The 20643-nt window shown below is 67.2% G+C and carries 15 protein-coding genes; 10 read left to right on the plus strand and 5 right to left on the minus strand.

Features of this window, described 5'->3' with window-relative positions:
• Nucleotides 1-31: 31 nt before the first annotated feature.
• Together ACWDXS_RS32675 and ACWDXS_RS32680 are read right to left on the minus strand one after the other, a co-directional pair.
• Complete coding sequence (locus ACWDXS_RS32675; RefSeq protein ID WP_378995102.1) at nucleotides 32-1006, minus strand: AurF N-oxygenase family protein; 975 nt, start codon at nucleotides 1004-1006, stop codon at nucleotides 32-34.
• An 89-nt stretch (nucleotides 1007-1095) separates the two neighbouring features.
• Complete coding sequence (locus ACWDXS_RS32680) at nucleotides 1096-1944, minus strand: SDR family NAD(P)-dependent oxidoreductase (RefSeq protein ID WP_449971719.1); 849 nt, start codon at nucleotides 1942-1944, stop codon at nucleotides 1096-1098.
• Between the two features lie 90 nt (nucleotides 1945-2034).
• On the opposite strand from ACWDXS_RS32680, the gene ACWDXS_RS32685 reads away from it, so the two are divergent.
• From ACWDXS_RS32685 to ACWDXS_RS32725, 9 genes are all read left to right on the plus strand, one after another.
• Entirely contained in the window at nucleotides 2035-2976 is a 942-nt protein-coding gene (locus ACWDXS_RS32685) for an alpha/beta fold hydrolase (RefSeq protein WP_449971823.1), read from the plus strand.
• 155 nt (nucleotides 2977-3131) lie between these two features.
• A complete protein-coding gene (locus ACWDXS_RS32690; protein ID WP_449971722.1) occupies nucleotides 3132-5327 on the plus strand; it encodes an MMPL family transporter in 2196 nt (731 codons plus the stop codon).
• A gap of 48 nt (nucleotides 5328-5375) precedes the next feature.
• A complete protein-coding gene (locus ACWDXS_RS32695; RefSeq protein ID WP_449971725.1) occupies nucleotides 5376-5837 on the plus strand; it encodes a VOC family protein in 462 nt (153 codons plus the stop codon).
• 48 nt (nucleotides 5838-5885) lie between these two features.
• Complete coding sequence (locus tag ACWDXS_RS32700) at nucleotides 5886-6398, plus strand: anthrone oxygenase family protein (RefSeq protein ID WP_378995094.1); 513 nt, start codon at nucleotides 5886-5888, stop codon at nucleotides 6396-6398.
• A 46-nt stretch (nucleotides 6399-6444) separates the two neighbouring features.
• The gene (locus ACWDXS_RS32705) at nucleotides 6445-7281 is read left to right on the plus strand and encodes an alpha/beta fold hydrolase (protein WP_449971728.1); all 837 of its coding nucleotides are present in this window, start codon (nucleotides 6445-6447) and stop codon (nucleotides 7279-7281) included.
• 111 nt (nucleotides 7282-7392) lie between these two features.
• Nucleotides 7393-8055, plus strand: a complete 663-nt coding sequence (locus ACWDXS_RS32710; protein WP_449971731.1) for a hypothetical protein — start codon at nucleotides 7393-7395, stop codon at nucleotides 8053-8055.
• Between the two features lie 50 nt (nucleotides 8056-8105).
• Nucleotides 8106-8771, plus strand: a complete 666-nt coding sequence (locus ACWDXS_RS32715; protein WP_378995086.1) for a GNAT family N-acetyltransferase — start codon at nucleotides 8106-8108, stop codon at nucleotides 8769-8771.
• Nucleotides 8772-8954: 183 nt separating this feature from the next.
• The gene (locus tag ACWDXS_RS32720; protein WP_378995084.1) at nucleotides 8955-9122 is read left to right on the plus strand and encodes a hypothetical protein; all 168 of its coding nucleotides are present in this window, start codon (nucleotides 8955-8957) and stop codon (nucleotides 9120-9122) included.
• A 243-nt stretch (nucleotides 9123-9365) separates the two neighbouring features.
• Complete coding sequence (locus tag ACWDXS_RS32725; protein WP_378995082.1) at nucleotides 9366-10637, plus strand: PucR family transcriptional regulator; 1272 nt, start codon at nucleotides 9366-9368, stop codon at nucleotides 10635-10637.
• On the opposite strand, the gene ACWDXS_RS32730 is transcribed toward ACWDXS_RS32725, so the two are convergent.
• Both ACWDXS_RS32730 and ACWDXS_RS32735 read right to left on the minus strand, forming a co-directional pair.
• On the minus strand, nucleotides 10638-12191 hold the full coding sequence (locus tag ACWDXS_RS32730; protein WP_378630165.1) for an acyl-CoA carboxylase subunit beta: 1554 nt from the start codon (nucleotides 12189-12191) through the stop codon (nucleotides 10638-10640).
• Between the two features lie 139 nt (nucleotides 12192-12330).
• On the minus strand, nucleotides 12331-14079 hold the full coding sequence (locus ACWDXS_RS32735) for an FAD-dependent oxidoreductase (protein WP_387448609.1): 1749 nt from the start codon (nucleotides 14077-14079) through the stop codon (nucleotides 12331-12333).
• A gap of 478 nt (nucleotides 14080-14557) precedes the next feature.
• Here ACWDXS_RS32735 and ACWDXS_RS32740 point away from each other — a divergent pair, with 478 nt between their 5' ends.
• Nucleotides 14558-20020: an ATP-binding protein gene (locus ACWDXS_RS32740; RefSeq protein WP_449971737.1), complete on the plus strand. Its 5463-nt coding sequence runs from the start codon at nucleotides 14558-14560 to the stop codon at nucleotides 20018-20020.
• Between the two features lie 38 nt (nucleotides 20021-20058).
• Here ACWDXS_RS32740 and ACWDXS_RS32745 read toward each other — a convergent pair whose 3' ends face one another.
• The gene (locus tag ACWDXS_RS32745; protein ID WP_449971740.1) at nucleotides 20059-20631 is read right to left on the minus strand and encodes a TetR family transcriptional regulator; all 573 of its coding nucleotides are present in this window, start codon (nucleotides 20629-20631) and stop codon (nucleotides 20059-20061) included.
• Nucleotides 20632-20643: the final 12 nt, after the last annotated feature.

Raw genomic sequence — 20643 nt, forward strand, 5'->3', positions numbered from 1 at the left:
ACGCGGGTTATTCGCTCGGCATCAGTGGCGATCAGCTCGCCCGGCGTTGCGGCTCACCGCGGTAGCGGGTGTAGCCGCCGTCGACTTTCAGTAGCTTCCACAGCTGTCGGGTCACCGGGTTCATCATGCCGAGTTCGTCGACCAGCGTTCGGATGTCGCCGAAGAATCCGCTGAGGATCTGACGGGAGGTGGGGCTGCGCCAGAACGCGTCGTCGAATACCTCGTCGGGGATGTCGAACTTGGTGGCGAAGGATTTCGACGGCTTGACCAGTTCGTCGGCCAGCCAGCGCATCGCGATCGGGAACGCCACCGCGCAGACCGCGGTGCGCACCGGGCCCATGCGGGCGATGTGGGTGCGCAGGAACTCGTTGGCGAACGAGATGTGGCGCGCCTCCTCGGCGATATGGATCTGCATGATCCGCAGGAGGGCGGGCTGGGTCTCTTTGTCGGAGCGGATCAGCGCCTTCTGATAGTGATCGATCGGCTCCTCACCGCCGAGGATGCCGATGAACAGAATGGCCCAGAAGTAGCCGCCCGCGACACCGATGAACGGTGACATCACCCGGAACATCGGCCGCATGCCCGGCACATCGTCGCCGATGCGATTGACCAGCTCCTGGAACATCTGGATGTGGTTGCACTCCTCGGTCATCTCGTGGAGGCAGTACCGGAATTCGGGAGAGCCGTTGGGCAAGGTCATGGCGTACTGCATCATCCCGCGGATCAGGATGGATTCGAATGCCAGCCCGACCTTGGCCGCGTTGGCTTGTCGCCACCGCCCTATCTCGATCCGGCGCTCCAGCGGCAGGTTCTGATACCAGCTCGTGGCGCCGAGCGGGTCGAGCTCGCCGGAGAGCTCCCAGCGCGGATCGTCGCGATCGATCGCGAGTTCCGGTGCGTCCCAGTCGATGTCGAGGTAGGGGTCGAACCGGCGATGGACCGACCCTTCCGACAGTGTGTGCAGGGTTTCGGCGTACTCGGCAGCCGCGGTTTTCGAGAACGTCATTGTTTCTCTCCGTTGTCACCTGGACAGCCATCGAGCGGCTGATCCTCGATGTAAATGTAACGCACTGTCGCAGGTAATTCTAGGGGGAGTCAGTCGGCGCGCGGGATGCGTCCGTCGATGTCGGTGAATCCGTAGTCCTCGGCGAGGTCGGCGACTTTCCAGGACTTCCCGGAGCGAGTCGACCGGCCCGGGTCGGCGGCCAGTGCCACCACGGCGCGCCCGGGGAATCGCGGGGTCTCGGCGGCGTCGAGATCGAAGGATCCCTCGCCGGGCAGGGTCACCCGGCGGTGACCGTGTTCGTCGGCCGGGACCAGTTGCAGCAGTTCGGTATCCACGATTCCCGGCCAGATCGAGACGGCGGTCGCACCGGTGCCGTTCAGGTCGTGGGCGAGGTCGGCGGTGAGGCGATCCAGCGCGGTCTTGCCGACGCCGTAGACGGCATTGTGCATGTACCGCCGCGCGCCGGGGGAGGAGACATTGACGATGAGCCCGGCCGACTCGATCAGCAGTGGCGCGGCGAAAACGCTGGCCACGTAGTGCGATCGCACGCCGATTTCGAAGGTCTCGTCCCAAGCCTTGGGCGGCACGTCCCAGAACTTGCGGCCCAGCCAGCGGGCGGCGGCGGGGGAGTTGTAGACGTTGTTGACCAGCACGTCGAGACGGCCCTGCTCCTCGCGGACCCGGGCGAAGAGCTTTTCGACCGCACCGTCGTCGCGGTGATCGCAGACCGCCGCGACACCGTGCCCGCCGAACTCGGTGACCATCGCGGCGGTCTCCTGCACGGTGCCGGGCAGTCTGCCCGGCTCGGTGGTGCGCCCGGTGACGTACACGGTCGCGCCGGCCGCGCCCAGTTCGAGGGCGATGCCTTTGCCGATGCCACGACTTGCCCCGGTGACGACCGCGACGCGCCCGGCCAGAATCTTGGGTGTTCCGCTCATGACCTCCGGACACTACCGTCAAATCAGAACACGTTCTAGAAATTGGAGGCGGTAGTGGAGCAGAGATTCCTCGACACGGGCGGAATCCGGATGCATGTCACCGAGCAGGGGCAGGGCTACCCGGTCGTGTTCTGTCACGGCTTTCCGCACACCGGGTTCATCTGGCACCGGCAGATCGACGCCGTGGCCGAGGCGGGATACCGGGCCATCGCGCCCGACCTGCGCGGGTACGGCCGAACCGAGGCGCCCGCTGATGTCGCCGCCTATACCAATGCGGCCGTGATCGGCGACCTGCTGGCGCTCCTCGACGACATCGGCGCCGAGAAGGCCGTGTTCGTCGGCCTCGATTTCGGTGCCCAACTGGTGTGGGAACTGTCGCTCCGCGCTCCCGAGCGGGTCGAAGCCGTTGTGGTGCTGAACAATCCGTACTCGCCGCGCCCGCCGCGCCCGCCGTCGGCGTTCTGGACCAAGGCCGCCCAGCGTCACTTCCTGCACCTGTCCTATTTCCAGCAACCCGGCGTCGCCGATGTCGAACTCGCCGCACGGCCGCGGGAATTCCTGTCCCGCGTCTACTTCTCCCTCTCCGGCGACTACCACTATCTCGACACCTGGAAGAACCCGCCGGGTCTGGGTTACCTGGATGTGCTGCCCCAGGCGCCCTCGCTGCCGTGGGCCTGGCTCACCGAGGACGAATTCGACACCCTCGCCACCGAATTCGAACGGACCGGTTTCACCGGAGGCTTGAACTGGTACCGCAACCTGGATCGCAACTGGGAGCTCTCCGAGCCTTTCGCCGACGCCCGGATCGAGGTCCCGACGTACTTCCTCTACGGCGAGAACGATCCCGACATGGAGGGCTTCAGCGGTCGTGACCCCCTCGCCACGCTCCGTGCCAATGTCACCGACCTTCGCGCGGTCGTGGAACTTCCGGGGGCGGGCCACCTCGTCCACCTCGAGCGAACCGCCGCGGTCAACGACTTCCTGATCGCCGCGCTACGGGAGGTCGGCGTCGATCAGCGCGCGCGGTCGTAGGTCAGGAAATCTCGCGGTGAGCCTGCTCGCGTAGTCGTTCGGTGGAAAACCGCGAAGTGGCGGTACTTTTGATGGGAGGCAGATCAGGCGAACCACGGGAAAGGACGCGGCCTCTTGGAGATTGCGCTCGGAGCCGATGAACGGACGGCGAGCTAGTGTTCGCGCGCTGGGGCGATCTGGTCCATCGATTCCGGTTCGCGGTACTCGGCGTCGTCGTGGCCGCATTGCTGGCGCTCGGCGGGTACGGCCTGGGATTGCACGATGAGCTGAGCTCGGGCGGCATGGACGATCCCGGCTCGGAATCCGCGCTGGCAGGGCGCTTGGCGGACAGTGCCTTCGGTCGCAACCACGACCTCGATGTGGTGGTGCTCTACACCGCGCCGCCCGGCCGGACCGTCGACGATCCCGAGTTCAGCCGCAAGATCGTCGACAACCTCAACAGCCTGCCTCGTGCGTATCCCGGCGCGATCTCCGGCGTCAACGGGGCCTACTGGCCGACGGAAACGGGCCGGGCGAGTGGTTCGCTGTTCGCGACCCCTGACCGCACCCGTGCGGTCGCCGCCGTGGCCATCGTCGGCGACAACGACACCGAGATGCTGCGCAACACCAGAAAGGTGAAGGACGCCTTCACGATTCCCGGTGTCGACGTGCAGGTGGGCGGCCTGCAACCGGTGGCGGGAACACTCAACGACACCCTGTCCGACGACATTCGGCGGATGGAAGTCCTCGCCTTCCCGGTCGTCGCCCTGCTGCTGTTCTTCATCTTCGGCGGTGTGGTCGCGGCCGCGCTGCCGTTGATCGTGGGTGGGTTGACGATGGCGGGTGCGAGCGGGATCGTGCGCACCTTCACCTACGTCACCGAGGTGAACTCTTTCGTCGCGCCGGTGGTGTCGATGATCGGCGCCGGATTGGCCATCGACTACGGGCTGTTCATCGTGAGTCGCTTCCGTGAGGAACTCGCCGAAGGCTACGACACCGCGTCGGCGGTGCGGCGCACGATGACGACGGCGGGGCGCACCGTGGTGTACTCCGCGACGATGATCATCGCCAGCGCGGGCGGCATGCTCTTGTTCCCGCAGGGGTTCCTGAAATCCATCGCCTACGGCGCCATCGCGACCGTGTCGCTGGCGGCGCTCACCGCGATCACCTTGCTGCCCGCGATGCTCGCGATCCTCGGTGCGCGCGTGGATCTGTGGGGCAGCAGACGGCTCCGGCGAACGAAGTCCGCGCACGAGGTGGAGAACGGTTTCTGGGGTCGAAGCACCCAGTGGGTGATGCGGCATCCGGTGAAGGTCGCGGGTGTGCTGTGCGTGGTGTTGGTGCTGCTGATTCTGCCCGCCCGCAACCTCGCCTTCGGTGGCTTCAGCGAACGATATCTACCGCCGGACAACAGCACACGCGTCGCGCAGGAGCAGATCGACGCGACCTTCCCCGGCCGCCGATCGGATCCGATCGACCTGATCTTCGTCTCCGACGACAGCGTCGCGATCGGTGCGGCCCTGAAACTGGCCAACCGGGCACCCGGGCTGGCGGCGAAGTTCGAACTGCCGTCGCGCTCGCCGGTGCAGTCCGATGTCTACCGCACCACAACGACGCTCACAGACTCCGATGCGGCCGGTGACACCATCGAGTACCTGCGCGGCATCGAACTTCCCGACGGGGTCCAGATGCTCGTCGGCGGTGTCCCCACCATCCAGAAGGACAGCATCGACGCGCTGCTCGAGCGCATCCCATGGATGATCGCCCTCGTCCTGCTCGTCACCACCTTGCTGATGTTCCTGACCTTCGGTTCGCTGGTCCTGCCGATCAAGGCCGCCCTCATGAGCGCGCTCGGCCTCGGCTCGACGCTGGGCATCCTCACCGTGATCTTCATCGACGGTCACGGCGCGAGTCTGCTGAACTTCACCCCGCAACCCATCCAGGCCAACATGCTGGTGATGATCATCGCCATCATCTACGGCCTGTCCACCGACTACGAGGTCTTCCTGCTCTCGCGGATGGTCGAAGCGCGGGCCGCGGGTGCCTCCACGACGGAGGCTGTTCGCATCGGCACCGCCCACACCGGCCGCATCATCACCGCCGCCGCCCTGATCCTGCTCGTCGTCACCGGCGCCTTCGCCTTCTCCGACCTCGTCCTCATGCAATACGTCGCTTACGGCATGATCGCCGCGCTCATCATCGACGCCACCGTGCTGCGCATGCTCCTGGTCCCCGCGACGATGAAACTGCTCGGCGACGACTGCTGGTGGGCTCCCACCTGGATGAAGGCCGTCCACGCCAGATTCGGACTGGGCGAATCACCGTCCTCGGCAACGACAGCGGCAGATTGTCGGACCTCTGACATACGGTGACCGGAGATCTGTCACGCCGTGTGTTCGGTTGCCATGAACGGAGTACTGATGAGCCGCCATATTCAGATCACCTTCGACGCGCACGATCCGGCCGCGCTGTCGACCTTCTGGCGGGATGCGCTGGGATACGTGCATCCGGGGCCGCCGGGCGTCGAGGTGCCCGCCGGGGTGGACCCGCTCGTGGTGTGGGATCAGTTCCTCGCGCGGATCGGGGTTCCGGCGCAGGAGCGGAACTCGAAATCGGCGATCGAGGATCCAGCGGGTCACGGTCCGCGGGTGTTCTTCCAGCGGGTACCCGAGGGCAAGGTCGCGAAGAACCGGGTTCACCTCGATGTGCGGGCGGCGCCCGGGTTGCAGGGGGACGAGCGGATGGCGGCGTTGGAGACCGAGTGCGCGCGACTGGTCGCGCTGGGTGCGCAGCGGGGCGAGCGCTTCGAGCCCGAGCCGCCGATGAGTGCCGGGTGGATCGTGATGACCGACCCCGAAGGCAACGAGTTCTGCCTCGATTAAATTTGACAGTCTTGTCAGAGTTAGAGGCGGGCGGCTAACTTCGACCTCATGAAACACGCTCCGATACGCGCACTGGCCCTGCTCACCACCGGTCTTCTCGCCGGTGCGTTCGGCTACGGTGCCGCGAATCTGGTCCCGACTTTTCATCGGGTCCCGCTGCAGATGCGCCTGGAATTCCACACCGAGCTCATGCAGAACAACAGCATCAGCATGCAACTCACCATGGCCGCCGCCGCGCTGAGCTGCCTCGTCCTGGCCGTCGTGCAGACGGGCAGGGACCGGGCGCTCGCCGCGGCGGCCGCGCTGCTCGTCGTCGGATCGTTCCTCATCACCCGGCTCGGCAACGTGCCGATCAACCACAAGATCAACGCCTGGGCTGTCGACGGCGCGCCCGCCGATTACGCCGACATCCTCGCGCGGTGGGATCTGTTCCACTTCCTGCGGACCGGGACAGCACTGGTCGCGTTCGCGCTGATCATCGCCCTGGTGGTGTGGCGTGCCGAGGAGCAGAAGCGAGAGTTTCGCCGTGCGGACGAGGGGGTCGGGGCTACCGTGGGTTGACCACGACGGCGTGGTCACGTGGCTGCCACCGGAAGGAAGCCCGGGGATGCGGTATTTCGACTTTCGCGGAACTTCGATCACCTATGACGAGGCGGGTGCGGGGCCCCCGATCGTCTTCCTGCACAACCTCGGCGGCGATCGTCACATCTGGCGTGCGCAATTCGACGCCCTGCGGCAGACGCATCGGGTGTTCGCGATCGACCTCATCGGCTACGGCGATTCCGACGCTCCCGACAACGGATACACCGTCGAGAACTATCTGGCCATGGTCACCGCGTTCTTCGAGGAGCGGGATCTGCGCGATGTGACGCTGGTCGGCCACTGTTTCGGCAGTGCGCTGTCGCTGCTCTACACACAGCGCAATCCCGACCGGGTGCGGTCACTGGTGCTGAGCAGCCCGCTGACCCCGGCCACTCTGCGGCCGACCCGCACCGCATGGGCGGCGCGACTGGGTCGGCGCGTGCACATCGACGCGCTGCTTGCCCGTGTGCGCATTCCCGGCCCGCTGGCGGGACTGATCGTGGCAGAACAGCTGGGCTCGGAGAAAGCGCCGCACGCGGCGGACATCGTCGCGCACCTACGCGAGAGCTGGACCGAACCCCGCCGGCTGATGGTCACCGCCGCGATCTCCCGGGAGATCCCGCGGCTCGGCGAACTGGACGAGTTCGTGCCGCCCCCCGGCTTTCCGCCCATCACCACGGTCTGGGGCAGCCGCAATCGAGTGCTGTGCGCTCGCGCCGGCGCCACGCTGAACCGCACGTTGGCGCCGTCTCGGGCGATCGTCGTGGAGGGTGCGGGGCACCTGGTGATGGTCGAGGCGCCCGATCAGGTCACCGCCGCGGTGCGCACCGCGACGACGGGCGCCCGCGTCGTCGATTCCTAGGACGAACCAACCACCGCCGGGCGTGAATCCCGCTCCGCCGCGACATGCGGCGGAGCGGGCGCTGTTGCTCGGTGAACCGAACTTGTCGGTGCGCGAAGTTAGTCTGCTCTCATGGACGGACCGGACTCTGCGCTACGCCGCTTGACCCGCGAGGCGGGAAAGCTGTTGCGGCCATATGGCTTTCACGGAACGGAAGCATCCTGGACCCAGGTCACCGAGGGCGGGGTCGCCTCGATCCGCCGCACCCGCGTCCAGCGGACCTGGACAGACGGTCAGCAGGCGCTCGGATTCGGTCTCGAGCTCAGCGCGACGCCGACCGCCTGGTGGGAATACTGCGCGTGGCGTGACGCTGTGCGCGACCTCCCGCCGGCGGCGCTCGAGCAAGCCACCGGTCCCGGCGTGATCGACAACCACGGCCTGAGCGCGGAGCTGACCGAGTTGTGGTGGCTGCGCGTCGATCCGGCCCACCGGGAGCGCCCCGCGCTCCAGGCCGACGTCGACGCCGTGCGCGCCGACTTGCCGGTGCGCGTCCATGCCTACGCGCGCCGGGCACTGCGATTGCTCGAACCGGACGCCTATCTGGACGAACTACTGGCGGACCCGAATCCACGGCCTGCCGTGCTGGAGGCGATCATCGTTCTGCTCGCCGAACACGGGCCGGGACCGCGACTCGACGATGCGGTGACCCAGTTCCGATTATCCGTCGCCGACCCGAACCAGTCGGGCGCCGAGGACGTCATCGCCTACCTGCGCGGCCGAGCCGTTCCGGTCTGATCGCCCTGCTCGAGCAGCCGGACGGACGGCTCGCCATTATCATTCCGCCCGTGGGAGATGCGGTACAGGAAGATGCCCGGCGGGTTCGCCCCGGCAACCGGAAGGACTTCGGTGTCGCCGCCGAACTCTTGGCGGCCTCCTTGGCGAATGATCCGGCGAGCCTGTGGCTGCACCCGAAGGAATCCAGCCGCAGAACCCGGCTCGTCCGCTCGTTTCGATTCTCGCTCGATGACGCCCGCGATTGCAGCGACGGCGTCGACCTCGCGCTCGACAGCACCGGCGCGATCGTCGGCGTCGCGGTATGGCTGGCCACCTTTCACATCCTGCCGCGAGCGACGCTGGGTCGACAGCTGAGATCGATCCACACCTACGGTTCGCATGCCGGACGTGCCAGTGCCGGTGCGCGCGCGACCTACGCGGCAGGTGTGCAGGAGCAGCATTGGCACTTGCTGGCCGTGGGCGTCTCCGCGTCGGCGCGCGGACACGGACACGGACGGGATCTGATCGCGGCGGGAATGTACCGAGCTGCCGCGGACGGTGTCCCCGTGCACCTGGAAACGACGAATCCCCACAACCTGTCCTTCTACGAACGCCTCGGATTCGAGACGACCGGGGTGCTCGACCTGCCGGGTGGCGGCCCGCGCAGATGGCTCATGCGTCAAGTGCCGCAACCGATCCCGAATCCCGCTCGGGACCGGCGGCCGCGCAATACCTGAAGGCGCTACGAAACGCGAGAAGTTCGCGATGGAAATTGTTGTGGAAATCCATGACAATTCCGCGGAAAGGGAATTGGAACGTCAAAACCTGTGCACGGTGATAGCGGTCCGCGTGGTGGCCGTGATCTGATCGAGATGTCCCGAAGCTGGGATGCTTCACAGAGTGCAAATAAGGATGACCGTATGAACTCCAGAATTTCCCGTCCGCTCGCCGTCGCCGCGATCGCGCTGTCCGCCGGTGCGATCGGCGCAGGCACCGCCACGGCCGCGGCGCCTGCGCCCGTCTCGGGTTCGGTGGAAGTGTGTGTTCCCCTTCCGCTCCCGGTGCTCGAGGTCAGCTTCTGCCTGTAACCGACTGACACGGCTAAATGCGGCGGTGGCGACACCGTTCACGGAGTGAAGATGTGCGCGGCTCCGGTTCGGATCCGCCACCGCCGCACCGTTGTGGACCCGCAGGCCCGCGGGTTTCTTTGTCGGAAAGCATCATTGATCCAGCCTTCTCTTACTCTTTGTCACAAGTGAAGGTTGGACGGGGGATTGTCGTTCACGGTAGTTTGGGGGCTTGCCCAGTGATCTGGGTGGGAAGGATTCATCATGGCTGGCGCAACGTCCATCGAGCCGTTCCTGACCGTTTCGGGGCGGCCGGTGTCGAACCCCTTGAAGGATGTACGGACGATATCCCGCCAGATGGTGGTGCATTTCATCGAGAATGTCGTGCCGTGCGGCACGCTGCCCGGCGAAGCACTCGACGGAGACGTCACCACGGTGACCCGCGTCTGTCTCGAGCTGACCAGGAGCATGCTCGACGGCCGCGATATCCCGGGACGGGTCGAGCGAGTACAGGCCGCCGCCGCCGATTGGGCGCGCGAGGGAATCCCGATCGACACCATTCACGACGCCGTGCACGAGGGCTTCAAACTGGGCTTCGATCTCGTCATCACCAACGTCACCAATCATGACTACGACACCGTGGTCGGGGTGGCTCGGCGGCTGATGGACGCCCAGAAGATGATCACCTCGGCGGTCTCGGTGGCCTACGTCCGCGAATTGCGATCGGTGGACAGTGAGCACCACACCGCGGTGCACACCCTCACGTCGGCGCTGCTCGGCGGCCAGAACACGTCGACGATGGCACGCGAATGTGGCATCGAGGTCGCCGATCGCTATCACGTGATGGCGCTCGAACTCCCGCCGCACGCAGAGGAATTCGATCCCACTCTGGACGCGAAAGTCGTCGCGCGACGGAAATTGCGCCGCGTGCAGGCAGAACTGGCGGACCGCTGTGACGGGAAGGTGCTGTCGCTGTTGAGCGTGGACGGCGGCACGCTACTGTTGCCCGCGCACGAATTCACCCAGGTGGAATTGGATGAGCTGATCGTGCACCTGTCCGCCGCGGCGCAGGTGCCGGTGCGTGCGGTGGCGACGTCGGCGACGCCGTCCGAAATCCCGCACGCCGCCGAGCAAGTCCATGAACTCGTCGAAATCGTGCATCGGTTCGGTGGTCCGAGCAAGGTATATCGCCCGCACGAATTGGCCTTCGAATATCAGCTGACCCGGCCGGGCCCCGCGCGCGATTATCTGAGTTCCATCGTCGATTCCCTCGAAGCGCATCCGGAACTACTACGCACGCTCGAGGTGTACATGTCCACGAATATGCAGCGGTCACGGACCGCGCGCATGATGTTCATCCACACGAACACCGTCGACTACCGATTGAAAAGGATCGGCCAGATGACCGGGTTCGACCTCAACGACGTGTCCGGTCTGTGTCATCTGCGCGCCGCTCTGTTGATCCGGGCCCACCGCGGGTCCGGATCAACAGAGCTCTATCGGCCTCCGAGCGAAACCAGTTCGCGCGCGGGCTGATCACATGGGGTAGAGCGGGTGCTTACGCGGGTTGAACTCCGGCTTGACCGGCGGCTTGTCGCGCAGCAGGCGCAGTGCGTGCCGGATCTCGAGGCGGGTGCGTGAGGGCTCGATCACCGCGTCGATGTAGCCGCGCTCGGCGGCGACCCACGGGGTGGCGATGGTCTCGTTGTACTGGTTGATCATGAAATCGCGCGCCGCGGCGCGGTGTTCCTCGGGGACAGCGGCCAATTGGCGTTTGGCGGCGAGGTCGACCGCACTTTCGGCGCCGATCACGGCGATCCGGGCGGTCGGCCAGGCGAAGCTGACATCGGCACCGACCTGACGGCAGCCCATCATTCCGTAGGCGCCGCCATAGGACTTGCGCACCACCAGGCTGATGATCGGTACTGTCGCCTCGATGATCGCGCGTGGCATCCGGCCGCCCCGGATGATCACGCCCGCGTCTTCCTGATCGAGGCCGGGCAGCACGCCGGGAGTATCGGTGACGAAGATCAGCGGGATGTTGAAGGCGTTGCACAGCCGGATGAAGTAGGTCCCCTTGTCGGAGCACGCGGCGTCGACGGACCCGCCGAGGACCAGCGGCTGATTGGCGATCACACCGACCGGATAGCCGTCGACCCTGGCGAACCCGGTGATCAGGTTCGGGGCGAAAGCCGCCCGGATCTCATGGAATTCACCATCGTCGAACAGGCGCAACAGGACGTCGTGCATGTCGTAACCCGCACGATCGGAATCCGGGATGATCGTCTCGAGTTCCAGGTCGTAGGCGGTGATGTCGGGTTCCAGGCCGGGATTGACGACCGGCGGCTGTTCGAGGCAGCTCGACGGCATATAGCTGAGATAGTTGCGGGCCCAGTCGAAGGCTTCCTGCTCGTTGTCCGCGACGTGATGCAGGGTGCCACGTTTGGCCTGCACCTCCGCGCCGCCGAGCGCCTCGGCGCTGATGTCCTCACCGTTGACGGCCTTGATCACGTCGGGCCCGGTGACGAACATGTAGGTATCCTTCGTGCCGACGAGCACGTCGGTATTGATCGGTCCGTAGACCGAGCCCGCTGCGCATTTGCCGAGCATGATCGACACCTGCGGCACATAGCCCGACAGCTTCTCCAGAACCCGGGTCATATCGCCGAACGAGGCGAGTGAACCGGCCGCGTCCTGCACCCGCGCGCCGGGGGATTCGTTGATCGTCACGACCGGGCAACCGTTGTCGAACGCGAGTTTGAGCGCCTGCATGAACTTGCGCGCCGCCGTGATACCGACCGACCCGCCGTAGACGGTCGGATCATGAGCGATCACGATCACTGTCCGGCCATGGATCAGCCCACGACCGGTCACCAGTCCGTCGCCGTAGAGGGCATCGGGCTGTCCGGGCTGACGTGCCAACGCTCCGATTTCGATGAATGTCCCAGGGTCGAGCAGCATGTTCATCCGCTCGCGAACGCTCGGAACGCCCTTCTTCGCTCGCTTCGCTACGGCGGCCTCACCTGCTGGTTCCGCGGCGATCGCCAGAATCTCGGCCAGCCCGTCGAGCTTCGCCTTGGTACTTACCACGCTTACTGCCACCTTCCAACCAACTCAAATGCTGTGCGCGACGGTAGTCGAATCACGGTGTGGCAGCGCGATAAGCGGGGGAGGCGGGAGAGGTCACAAAGTCTCGGCCGGCGATCTCATCGCATTCTCTACACCGAGCTCAGCGGTCCTCGTGGGTGGACGCGGTGACCGGCCAGATCGGCAGGCGAAGGGCGGCGGTGGCGGTGGCGGGCACGACGGGGTCGTTCGGTGCCACCGCGGCGATCCGCTGGTAGGGATCGCCGGGTGCGGGGCGTGGATCCGGTTCGCCTTTGTTGGGCCACAGCGCGGCCGCGCGTTCGGCCTGGGCGGCGATCGTCAGTGACGGATTGACGCCGAGGTTGGCCGAGATCGCCGAACCGTCGACGACGCTGAGACCGGGGTAGCCGTGGACCCGGTGATAGGGGTCGATGACGCCGTCGCTCGCATCGGTACCGATCACGCAACCGCCGATGAAGTGCGCGGTCATCGGGACGTTGAACACATCGGGCCAGGTGCTGCCCGGTGTGGCACCGAGTTTCGCGGCGACGTGCCGGGTCGCCTCGTGCCCGGGCGGGATCCACGACGGGTTGGGTTCGCCGAAACCCTGCTTGCTGGTGAACCGGCGGCCGAACACCCCGCGCCGGGTGTAGGTGGTGATCGAATTGTCCAGGCTCTGCATCACCAGCAGGACCAGCGTGCGCTCGCTCCACCGGGTGGTGCGCAGCAGTCGCACGGTCTGCACCGGGTGTCGCCCGGCGATGAGCAGCACCCGCGACCATCGCGGCAGGCGCTGATCGCCGTCGACCAGATAGGTGTTGAGCAATCCCATGGCATTGGACCCCTTGCCGTAGCGCACGGGTTCGACGTGGGTGTTCGGCGTGGGGTGGAACGAGGACGTGATCGCCACGCCCTTGGTGATGTCGACGGCGGGGTCGACCTCGGTGCGTCCGGCGCCGAGGATGGCTTCGGAGTTGGTGCGCGTGAGCACACCCAGTCTCGGTGAGATCCCGGGAAGCACCGCGGTGTCGCGCATGCGGAACAGCAGGTGCTGGGTGCCCCAGGTGCCCGCGGCCAGGACGACATGTCGCGCCGACCGGGTGGCACGGTGTTTGCGGATCCAGCTCCCGGTGCGTTCGGTGTCGACCAGCCAGCTGCCGTCGGGTCGGGGCCGGATCGCGGTCACCGTCGTCATCGGCGAGACCACGGCGCCGGCCCGCTCCGCCAACCCGAGGTAGTTCTTGACGAGGGTGTTCTTGGCGCCGTGACGGCAGCCGGTCATGCATTCCCCGCACTCGATGCAGCCGGTGCGCTCGGGACCGACGCCGCCGAAGTAGGGGTCGGCAGCGGTCCGGCCGGGTTCGCCGAAATACACCCCGACCGGGGTCGGGACGAAGGTGTCGCCGACTCCCATCTCGTCGGCTACCGACTCGATGATCGTGTCGGCCGGAGTCATGTGCGGATTGCGCACGACGCCGAGCATGCGGCGGGCCTGGTCGTAATGGGGGCTGAGCTCGGCGTCCCAGTCGGTGATATCGGCCCACTGCCGGTCGCCGAAGAACGCCGATCCGGGTTTGTACAGGGTGTTGGCGTAGTTGAGCGAACCACCGCCGACCCCGGCGCCTGCCAGGATGAAGCAGTCGCGCAGGCGGTGAATGCGCTGGATGCCGTAGCAACCCAACCGTGGGGCCCACAGATACCGGCGCAGATCCCAGTTGGTCGCGGCGAAGTCCGCGTCCGCGAACCGGCGACCGGCTTCGAGGACACCCACGGTGTATCCCTTTTCCACCAGGCGCAGGGCAGTGACGCTGCCACCGAACCCGGATCCGACGATCAAGACGTCGTAGTCATAGGAAGGGGCGGCGGCGTTGCCGGGAGAGTCTGCTGACACGGACCCGACGGTAGAAGCCCGCGTGCCGACGCGACTGATTCGGCGCGCCGACTGGCAGAACTCACGATCTCGGGCGCGTAGTTATGGCACGGATGACAGCCGAAGGCCCGCCCACGTCCCGCACCTGGTGGGACGGGTGGGATGCCACCTCGAATATGTTGTAGGTCAACATGATTGATAGGATTTCGCAGTGAGTGGATGGTCCGGGACCGCAGACCTTGGCCGTCCACTCACTCGGGGGAGATACTTGTTCAACCAGCGGGCATCGCGACGCCTGCCAGCGGTCATCTCAGCGCCTCCGGCCGCTCGCGTTCGTCAGGTTGTATGGTGCTCGGCGGCCGCTCGTGCCTTGGCTACGTGCCGGTAACCCGCGCACGGTGCTTGTATATGGGGCACGGGGGTGCAGACTGCGCACGGACCGGGAGTTGCAAATCTCACCCGCAGGACGATGTCCTGGGTAAATGGAAGGAGTCGGCGAGTGTTCAGCCGTATCGCCATCGTGAATCGGGGCGAGGCCGCTATGCGCCTCATCCATGCCGTCCGTGATCTGGCGGCGGCAACCGGGCTACCGATCGAAACCGTAGCCCTGCACACCGACGTGGACCGGAACGCCACCTTCGTCCGGGAAGCCGATATCGCCTACGACCTCGGTCCGGCCTCGGCACGCCCGTATCTCGACCTCAAAGCCCTCGAGAATGCCCTCGTGGCCACCAAGGCCAACGCGGCCTGGGTCGGCTGGGGCTTCGTCGCCGAGGATCCGGCGTTCGCCGAACTGTGCGACCACATCGGCGTCACCTTCGTCGGGCCGAGCGCCGAGGCGATGCGCAAGCTCGGTGACAAGATCGGCGCCAAGCTGATCGCCGAGGAAGTCGGCGTGCCGGTCGCGCCGTGGAGCCGGGGCGCGGTCGACACCGTCGAAGACGCCATCGAAGCGGCCACCGCGATCGGCTACCCGCTGATGCTGAAGGCAACCGCCGGCGGTGGCGGTCGCGGCATCCGCGTGATCACCAACGAGGCCGAACTCGTCGACGCCTACGAGCGCACCAAGCAGGAGGCCGCCCGCGCCTTCGGCAGCGGCGTCGTCTTCCTGGAGCGCCTGGTCACGGGCGCCCGGCACGTCGAGGTCCAGGTGATCGCCGACGGTCAGGGCACCGCGTGGGCGCTGGGCGTGCGCGATTGCTCGGTGCAGCGACGCAATCAGAAGGTGATCGAGGAATCCTCCTCTCCCGTGCTGAGCGCCGAGCAGACCGCTGAACTCAAGGGCTCCGCCGAGCGCCTGGCGATCGCGGTCGGGTACTGCGGCGCGGCGACCGTCGAGTTCCTCTACCACCCCGGTGACCAGCTGTTCGCCTTCCTCGAGGTCAACACCCGCCTGCAGGTCGAGCACCCGATCACCGAGCTCACCACCGGTTTCGACCTGGTGCACGCGCAGCTGCGGGTTGCCTCGGGCATCAAGCTCGAGGGCGAGCCGCCGGTCGAGCGCGGCCACGCCATCGAAGCCCGCCTCAACGCCGAAGACCCCGACCGCGACTTCGCGCCCGCCCCGGGCCGCATCGTGCGCCTCGATCTGCCCGCGGGTCCCGGTATCCGCGTCGACACCGGCGTCAGCCAAGGCGACACGATCCCCGCCGACTTCGACTCGATGATCGCCAAGATCATCGCCTACGGCCGCGATCGCGCCGAGGCCCTCGGCCGGCTGCGCCGGGCCATGGCCCAGACCCGCGTCGTCATCGAAGGCGGCGCGACGAACAAGAGTTTCGTCCTCGACCTGCTCGACCAGCCCGAGGTCATCGACGCCAGCGCCGACACCGGCTGGATCGACCGGGTGCGCGGCGAAGGCCGCCTGGTGACCCATCGGCACTCCACCGTCGCGCTGGCGGTGGCCGCGATCGACGCCTACGAGGAAGACGAGCGGGTCGAGCGGCATCGACTGCTCTCGACCGCGTCCGGCGGGCGTCCGCAGGTACAGCACGAGAGCGGACGGCCGCTGGATCTGAAGCTGCGTGGCGCGGGATATCGCGTGCGCGTGGCCCGGATAGGCGCGCACCGCTTCCGCGTCGGCATCGAGGCCGGTGGCGAATTGCGCACCGCCGATGTCGATCTGGAGCGTTTCGATCACCACACCGGCCAGATCGTCGTCAACGGCACCCGCTACCGCCTGATCACCGGCACCCACGGACCCACCCATGTGGTGGACGTCGACGGCGTGACTCACCGGATCAGCCGCGACGAGGGCGGTGTCGTCCGCTCGCCCGCCCCCGCGCTGGTCGTCGGCACGCCGCTCGAGGTCGGCGCCGAGGTCGAGGCCGGAGCGCCGGTGCTGGTGCTGGAGAGCATGAAGATGGAAACGGTGCTGCGCGCACCGTTCCGGGCCCGGCTGAAGGAATGCGCGGTCTCGGTCGGCACCCAGGTCGAAGCGGGCGCCCCGCTGCTGCGGCTCGAGCCGCTCGCCGACGACGACGAAGCCGCCGAGGCCGAGACCACCGGCACCGTCGAGCTCGATCTGCCCAGCGCGGCAACACCATTGCGCGCCCACGAGCGCGTGGCCCGCGGCCTGCAGGACCTGAGCAGCCTGCTGCTCGGCTTCGACGTGGACCCGCACGACGACCGCCGCGTCCTCGACGACTACCTCACGGCCCGCCGCGAAGCCGTCGCCGACAGCCTGCGCCCGCTCGCCGAAGAGCTCGAACTGGTGCAGATGTTCGCCGATCTCGCCGAGCTGAGCCACAATCGGTCGGCCGACGACGATCACGTCCAGGGTCACGTCCACAGCGCCCGTGAGTACTTCCACACCTACCTGCAGAGTCTCGATGTCGAGCGGGCCGGGCTCCCCGAGTCGTACCAGGCCAAACTCGGCACGGCGCTGCGCCACTACGGCGTCACCGAGCTGGACCGCACGCCCGACCTCGAAGCGGCGGTCTTCCGGATCTTCCTCGCTCAGCAGCGTCCCACCGACACCGTCACCGTCGTCACCGCGCTGCTGCGCGAATGGCTGACCGAGCCGATGCCCGACCAGGTGCTGCGCGAACCCGTCGGCCTGGCGCTCGAGCGTCTCGTCGCGGCGACGCAGGTGCGTTTCCCGGTGATCGCCGATCTCGCCCGCGGTCTGGTCTACGCCTGGTACGGCCAGCCGCTGCTGCGCCGCAACCGCGCTCGCGTGTACACCAACGTCCGCAAGCACCTGAGCTACCTGGACGCGAACCCGGCCGCCGATGATCGCGGCGCCCGCATCGCCGAAATGGTGCGCAGCACCGAACCCCTGGTGCGGTTGCTCGGCCAGCGGCTCGAGCGCGACAAGCCCGACCACACCTCGATGCTCGAGGTGCTGACCCGGCGTTACTACGGCAACAAGGGCCTCACCGGCGTCCGCACCGAACAGGTCGGCGACACCACGTTCGTCGTGGCCGAACGCTACGGTTCGACGCTGGTCTCGACCGCCGTCGGCTTCGACAAGCTCGACGCCGCACTGGACGGGCTCGCCGAACTGGCGAGCGGCGCCGTCTCCATCGACGCCGACATCTACCTCAGCTGGGAATCGCAGCCCGAGGACTTCGACGCGATGGCCGCGGCCCTGCAGGAGGTGCTGGGCGCGCACCCGGTACCGAATCAGGTGCACCGGATCACCGCCACCGTCGCGGGCAGCGGCGGTTCGGTCATGCACCACCACTTCACCTTCCGTCCGTCGGTGACGGGGATGGCCGAGGAACGGCTGATCCGCGGACTGCACCCCTACATCGCGCAGCGGATGCAGCTGGAGCGGTTGCGCAAGTTCGACCTCACCCGGTTGCCGTCCTCGGACGAAGAGGTCTACCTGTTCCGCGGCGTGGCCAAGGAGAACCCCTCCGACGAGCGCCTGATCGCCTTCGCCCAGGTCCGTGACCTCGCGGCATTGCGCGATCACGACGGCCGGTTGGTCGCCCTGCCCACCGCCGAGAGCGCCATTGCCACCTGCGTCGACTCGATCCGGCGGGCCCAGTCGCGGTTCCCCTCGGCCAAGCGGCTCAACACCAACCGCATCGTGATGTACATCTGGCCGCACATGGATGTCACCCGCGCGGAGCTCGAGACCATCGGCGGCCACGTGCTGCCGACGGCTGCGGGCGCCGGGCTCGAGGAGATCCTGCTCATCGCCCGCCAGCGCGATCCCGAGACCGGCGAGCTCACCAAGGTCGGCGTGCGGATCTCGTTCCGTCCCGACGGCGGATCCGAGGTGACGGTCGGCGAACGGACCGACGAACCCGTCGAGCCGTTGGACGAATACCGGCAGAAGGTGCTGCGCGCCGCGGCCCGCAACACCGTGTACCCGTACGAACTGACGTCGCTGCTGGGCGATTTCGCCGAATACGATCTCGACGCGAACCATGCGCTGGTGCCGGTCGATCGGCCCAAGGGCCACAACACCGCGGCGATCGTCGCCGGTGTGGTGACCACAGCGACCGCGCAGCATCCGCAGGGCGTGACCCGAGTGCTGCTGCTCGGTGACCCCACCAAGTCCCTCGGCGCGCTCTCGGAGCCGGAATGCCGCCGGGTGATCGCCGCGCTGGATCTGGCCGAGAGCCTGCAGGTGCCGCTCGAGTGGTACGCGCTGTCCTCGGGCGCGCGGATCTCGATGTCCTCGGGTACCGAGAACATGGACTGGGTGGCGGCCGCGCTCAAGCGGATCGTCGAGTTCACCCAGGACGGTCGCGAGATCAATATCGTGGTCGCCGGCATCAACGTCGGCGCGCAGCCGTACTGGAATGCCGAGGCCACCATGCTCATGCACACCAAGGGTGTGCTGGTCATGACGCCCGACTCGGCCATGGTGCTCACCGGAAAGCAGTCGCTGGACTTCTCCGGCGGTGTCTCGGCCGAGGACAACTTCGGCATCGGCGGCTACGACCGGGTGATGGGCCCGAACGGGCAGGCGCAGTACTGGGCGCCGAACCTGTCCGCCGCCCGCGATGTGCTGATGGCCCATTACGACCACACCTACGTCGCCCCGGGGGAGCAGGCGCCGCGCCGGGCCGCGACCGGCGATCCCGTCGACCGCGACATCTCGAGCTTCCCGCATGTGCTGGCGGACAGCAGCTTCGCCACCGTCGGCGAGATCTTCTCCGCTCACGCCAACCCGGATCGCAAGAAGCCCTTCGACATTCGCACGGTGATGCGGGCACTGGCCGACCAGGACCACCCGGTCCTGGAGCGCTGGGCCGGGATGGCAGACGCCGAGACCGCGGTGGTGCACGACGCGCATCTCGGCGGAATCCCGGTGTGCCTGTTGGGAATCGAGTCACGCAATGTGGCGCGACGCGGCTTCCCGTCCACCGACGGACCCGACACCTACACCGCGGGCACCCTGTTCCCGCGTTCGTCGAAGAAGGCGGCACGGGCCATCAACGCGGCCAGCGGTAACCGGCCGCTGGTGGTGCTGGCGAACCTGTCCGGCTTCGACGGCTCGCCCGAATCGATGCGCAAGCTGCAGCTCGAGTACGGCGCCGAAATCGGCCGTGCCATCGTGAATTTCGACGGCCCCATCGTGTTCTGCGTGATCTCGCGCTACCACGGCGGTGCGTTCGTGGTGTTCTCGAAGGCGCTGAATCCGAACATGACGGTGCTCGCGCTCGAAGGATCGTTCGCCTCGGTGCTCGGCGGCGCGCCGGCCGCCGCGGTGGTGTTCGCCGGTGAGGTGAAGGCCAGGACCGCGGCCGATCTGCGCGTGCGGGAGCTGGAAAGCCGGGTGGCCAATGCCGTCGGCACCGACCGCGCGACGCTGAGTGCCGAACTCGACGAGACACGGTCCTCGGTGCGCGCGGAGAAGCTGGGCGATGTGGCCGCGGAATTCGACCGCGTGCACAACATTGAGCGCGCGGTCGAGGTGGGTTCGGTGGACGCCATCGTCAGCGTCGCGGATCTGCGTCCGCGGATCATCGACGCGATCGAGGCGCGACTGCCGGCGTAGTACTCGGCGGACCGGGCTCGGTATTCGACCGAGCCCGGTCAGTCGGCGCCGTACAGGCGCAGAACCGACGATCGGAACTGCGTGGCCGCCGTGGCCGCGTCGACCCGGCCGCCACGCAGCTGCTGTCCGGCCGCGTGGCCGAGCGCGATCGTTGCGGCGACGAGCCATTCGGTGGACAGATCCGTCGTGAATTCTCCGGTCTCGCGGCCGCGCTGGATCAGCGCGTCGAGGTTTTCCTCGACCGGTACGTGGCGTGCGGCGTCGGCCGCGGAGTCGCTGTCGGAGAAGTCGAATCGCGTCTGTTCGGCCAGCATCGTGGCGACGGCGGCGAGGAGCCGGTCGAGAGCTGCCGTGGCGGTGCCGGTGCCGAGGTCGGCGGCTTCCAGCACGTCGAGCGCGCGTCGGCTCTGTTCGTCGCGCACCGACGTGAGCAGCATCTCCCTGGTACCGAAGTGCGCGTACGCGGTCTGGCGGGTGACCCCCGCCGCGGCGGCGATCTCGGCCATGCTCGCCTCGGGATGCTCGCCCAGGACCCGGATCGCGGCGGCGACCAGCGCCGACCGGTTGCGCCCTACCTCTACGCGCTGACGGCGCCGCCTTATCTCTGACACGATTGACAACGA

Source organism: Nocardia sp. NPDC003183, assembly GCF_053590715.1.